Source organism: Mesorhizobium sp., from assembly GCF_041661565.1.
In the GTDB taxonomy this organism is placed as follows: Bacteria; Pseudomonadota; Alphaproteobacteria; order Rhizobiales; family Rhizobiaceae; genus Mesorhizobium.
In genome coordinates this window covers 1-2,576 of sequence record NZ_JBAZUD010000267.1, presented here as the reverse complement: position 1 = coordinate 2,576, position 2,576 = coordinate 1, and the positions used below count along the sequence as shown (strand labels likewise).

Genomic DNA, 2,576 nt, shown 5'->3' with positions numbered 1-2,576 from the left:
CGGGAACCACCATTGCCCGCAAGCTCGGCGCCGCCGGCATCCAGGTCGTGGTGCTGGAAGCCGGCTCGCGGGAATTCAGCGACGAATCGCAGGACTTCTATCGCGGCACCACGGTCGGCGATTTCTATTTCGACCTCGACATCACCCGGCTGCGCTTCATGGGCGGCAGCTCGAACCACTGGGCCGGCTGGTGCCGCGTCCTCGACAAGCAGGACTTCGAGCCGAAGGCCTGGGCTCCCGATACCGGCTGGCCGATCAGCCGCGCCGACATCGAGCCCTATCTGCCTGAGGTCCACGACATCCTCGAGCTTCCCGCCTTCCGGCCCGATGTGCCGATCTCGGACGACATCCGCTGGATCCAGCTGATCAAGAGCCCGGCGGTGCGCTTCGGCGAGAAATACGCCGATGAACTCGACAAGAGCAGGAACATCGCGGTCGTGCTCAACACCTACGCCACCGAACTGGCCGGCGACGGCAAGAAGGTGACCGGCGCCAGGCTGTGGTCCAACGGGCAGGACGCCGGCTCGTTCAGCGCCGATTATTTCATCGTCTGCACCGGCGGGCTGGAGAATTCGCGGCTGCTTCTGTGGTCGAACCAGCGCTCGAACGGCGGCGTCGTGCCCAATGCGGCGGCACTTGGCCGCTACTGGATGGAGCACCCGACCTTCGAGGGCGGCAATGCCATCCTGGCCGACTATGGCGAGTTCGAGGTCGATGCCGTCAACGAGGCCTTCTTCTCGCCGACGCTCGCCGCGATGGAGCGCCTGCAGATCATGAATTTCGGCATCAGGCTGATCGAAACGCCCTATGCCGGCATCAAGAGCGTCATCGCTGACCTCGCCTGCACGGCCCCGGACATGGCCGAGTGGGTGGCCTATCAGCTCAGCCAGAACCTGCGTTGCGCGGCGCAGCTCTATGTCGCTTGGGAACAGGCGCCGCTGGCCTCCAACCAGATCGAGCTGTCGAAGACCGATGTCGACCATGCCGGCGTGCCGCGCATCGAGCTGCACTGGAAGAAATCGGAACTGGAACGCCGCACACTTGCCGAAGGGCTCAAGCTGTTCGGCACGACGCTCGCCCAGAAGGATCTCGGGCGGATACGCATCGCCGACTGGATCACCAATGGCGGAGACTTTCCGACCAACGAGGAAACGGCCGGTCATCATCACATGGGCGGCACGCGCATGGGCACCGATGTCACCAGGAGCGTGGTGGACGCCAACTGCAAGGTGCACGGCATGGACAATCTTTATGTCGGCGGCTCTTCCGTGTTCTGCACCTCGGGCGAATGCAACCCGACCACCACGATCACCGCCCTGGCCTGCCGGCTGGGCGAGCATCTGAGCAAGGTGGTTGCGGTCTAGGCGGGCAAGCTACGACATGCGATGCGTGGATCGCGAGACGATCCACGTAGAATCGGCCCGAGAGATTTCAGGCCCGCAACGTCGCGGGATCGAGCGCCGGCTGGCCCTTGCGGCGCGCGACGATCGCCTCGAAATCGGCGGTCTGGAAAGCGTCCCGCAAGGCATCGAAAGACGGCAGCACGAAATAGGCGCGCTGGAACTTGTCGATCTCGTAGCCGGTGCGCATGACCGTTTCGAGGTCGAAGGGCACGTGGTGCGCGTCGGCGCCTTCGACGGCGAACCGCAATTCGGTGAAGGACGACATCAGGCCGGCGCCGAAGGCCTTGAGCGGTTGGCCGCTCTCACGCATCAGGCCGTATTCGGCCGTGTACCAGTACAACCGGGTGATCATCTCGTCGCCGCCGAGCGCGATGATGTCGCCGGCCTTCTGGCCATACATCCGCATGAAGTCGGCGAACACCGGCTGCGACAGCAGCGGCACGTGGCCGAAGAAATCATGGAACATGTCGGGCTCGACGATGTAGTCGAGTTCCTGCCTCGTCCGCAGCCAGTTGGTGACGGGAAAGCGGCAATTGGCGAGGTGGTCGAAGAAGGGCGCCGCCGGAATCAGGCCGGGAACGGCGATGATCTCCCAGCCAGTCAGCTTGCGCAACGTGGCGCTGACCTCCTCGAAATCGGGAATGCGGTCGAGCAGGCCGAGCTTGTCGACACCGTCGAGATAGGATTGGTGGGCAAGCTTGCGCGTCAGTTTGGTCTGGCGGTCGCACAGGGTGCGCCACACCGCCTGCTCCTCCGCGCTGTAATCATACCCCTGCGCCACGGTGAAGTCGGATCGGCAGACCGAATAGTCGCCACGCAGGCCCTGCGCCGCGCAGTCACGGGCATAGTCGGCAACACTCATCGTCGTCATGGTTTCCTCCTCGCAAATCATCGATGGCTGACGTTGGCGAGGATAATCAGGCTTGCCGAGGCACATCGGTTTTGTTGATGGCTCGGGCGGCCCATTCGAGATAGTGTTCACTCCAATTCTTGGCCAACGGAGTGGAAATGCCTCGATTCGACGATTTCGAGATCAAGATGCTCGACGCGCTGCAACGCGATGGCCGCAAGCCCGTGTCCGAGCTCGCGCAGGAGATCGGCCTGTCGACGACACCCTGCGCGCGGCGCTTCGAGGCGCTGCAGGAGGCTGGCATCATCAAGGGCTTCGCCGCC

Annotated in this window: 3 protein-coding genes; 2 read left to right on the top strand and 1 reads right to left on the bottom strand. The window is 63.8% G+C overall.

Annotation, left to right across the window (positions count from 1 at the left end):
* A partial coding sequence (locus WC739_RS25355) for a GMC family oxidoreductase (RefSeq protein ID WP_372955731.1) occupies window positions 1-1,364 on the top strand: 1,364 nt, incomplete at its 5' end.
* 67 nt (window positions 1,365-1,431) lie between these two features.
* Here the strand turns inward: WC739_RS25355 and phhA are convergent.
* A complete protein-coding gene (phhA, locus tag WC739_RS25350; RefSeq protein WP_372955730.1) occupies window positions 1,432-2,274 on the bottom strand; it encodes a phenylalanine 4-monooxygenase in 843 nt (280 codons plus the stop codon).
* Window positions 2,275-2,411: 137 nt separating this feature from the next.
* Here phhA and WC739_RS25345 point away from each other — a divergent pair.
* Window positions 2,412-2,576, top strand: a 165-nt coding sequence (locus WC739_RS25345) for an Lrp/AsnC family transcriptional regulator (protein ID WP_372955732.1), incomplete at its 3' end; no start/stop codon positions are given.